1 protein-coding gene is annotated in these 1,538 nt (G+C 74.3%); it reads left to right on the top strand.

Features of this window, described 5'->3' with window-relative positions; all coding sequences use genetic code 11:
• Nucleotides 1-218: 218 nt before the first annotated feature.
• Nucleotides 219-1,079, top strand: a complete 861-nt coding sequence (locus AB0O00_RS38950; protein ID WP_363659407.1) for an NAD(P)H-binding protein — start codon at nt 219-221, stop codon at nt 1,077-1,079.
• Nucleotides 1,080-1,538: the final 459 nt, after the last annotated feature.

Below are 1,538 nucleotides of genomic sequence, written 5' to 3'. Positions count from 1 at the left end.
GGCGGTGCCGGATGCCTCCCTCGGCACTGGCGCGGGCCCATCCAACCGCCCGGCCGCCGCCAAGTCGAGCACGGGCGGGCCACCGTGCGTGTCGCCCGCCCGATCCCGCGGTCTCCGGACCACCCACCGGACCGGCCTTGATCCGATTCCCGTCGAACTGCGATCATCGGCCTGACGCGGAATCAGGTCCGGGTCGGGAACGGGGAGAAGAGAATTCCATGATCGTAGTGACGGGCGCCACCGGGACGGTCGGATCAAAGATCGTCGTGGGCCTGCGGGAGCGCGGCGAGAGCGTCCGCGCACTGGTCCGCAACCCGGCGGAGGCGCCGGCGGAGTGGGACGGCGGCGTCGAGGAGGTCGCCGCCGACTTCTCCGACCCGGCCTCGCTGGACGCGGCGCTGGCCGGCGCCGACGTGGTCTACCTGCTGGTCGCCGTCCACCCGGAGATGGCCGGTCACGAGCGGAACGTGATCGACGCGGCGGTGCGCACCGGCCGCCGGCCGCGCGTCGTGCTGCACGCCGCCGCGGGCGTCGAGCAGCGCCCGGAGGGCGTCCGGTTCGTCGCCTCGCACGTCGCGGGCCTGGACCACCTGCGGTCGAGCGGGCTGCCCTGGACGGTCGTCGCGCCGAACGGCTTCTACCAGAACTTCCTGGGCATGGCGCAGGGCGTGCGGGCGGGCCGGCTCGCCGTGCCGGGCGGTACGGGCGCGGTGTCGTACGTCGACGCGCGCGACGTCGCCGCGGCGGCCGTCGAGGTGCTGGCGACCGCGGGCCACGAGGGCGCCGTCTACACGCTGACGGGCCCGGCGCCGCTGACGCACGGCGCGCTCGCCGAGCAGCTGGGCGCGGTGGCCGGCCGGACGGTGGAGTACACCGCCGTCACCCCGGAGGCGGCCCTCGCCGGCATGCTGGACGCCGGCTGGGACCGGTGGCGCGCCGAGGGCATGGTGGAGCTCTACGGCCTGTACGCGGCCGGGTACGCCTCCGCCGTGAGCCCGGATGTCGAGAAGCTGACGGGACGTCCGGCGCGGTCCTTCGCCGAGTTCGCCGCCGAGCACGCAGCGGTCTTCTCCGGCTGATCCGCGGCTGGCCCCGGCCGACCCCCGACTGACCCCGGCTGAACCCCCGACTGAAACCCCGACTGACCCCTCGTCAACGCGCAGGCCGCCGTCGCCCTCACCCGAACGGCCGACGGCGGCTGCTCCGGCCGTGTGATCACCGCCACTCCGGACCGAACTGATTCACCGTCGGTTCAGCAGGCGCGGAGGATCCGTTCACCTCGCCCGTCTACGTTCTTCACCCCGGGATCACCGGATCCCCGGAACCCGCATCGAGCGCGGGGCGTGCAGAACGAGGGGAAACGAAGAGATGCTCCAGCGGAACCGCCGGTCCAGCAGCCTTGCCCTGAGTGCGATGGCACTGGTCGGTGCCCTCACGCTCACCGCGTGCGGCGACGACAACAACCCCGGGACCAGCGCCGGCCCCGGCGGTTCCCCCGCCGCCGGCGCCTCGATCGCCTGCGGCAAGAACGGCGCGCT

Origin of the sequence: Kitasatospora sp. NPDC093558 (genome assembly GCF_040683475.1) — a bacterium.
Classification (GTDB): domain Bacteria; phylum Actinomycetota; class Actinomycetes; order Streptomycetales; family Streptomycetaceae; genus Kitasatospora.
The sequence above is the reverse complement of the archived record's forward strand: the minus strand, read 5'-3'. Positions and strand labels throughout refer to the sequence as shown.

What these genes read in the sequence shown, in the direction of transcription:
- AB0O00_RS38950 (WP_363659407.1), top strand. Translation starts at nt 219, where the DNA reads ATGATCGTAGTGACGGGCGCCACCGGGACGGTCGGATCAAAGATCGTC.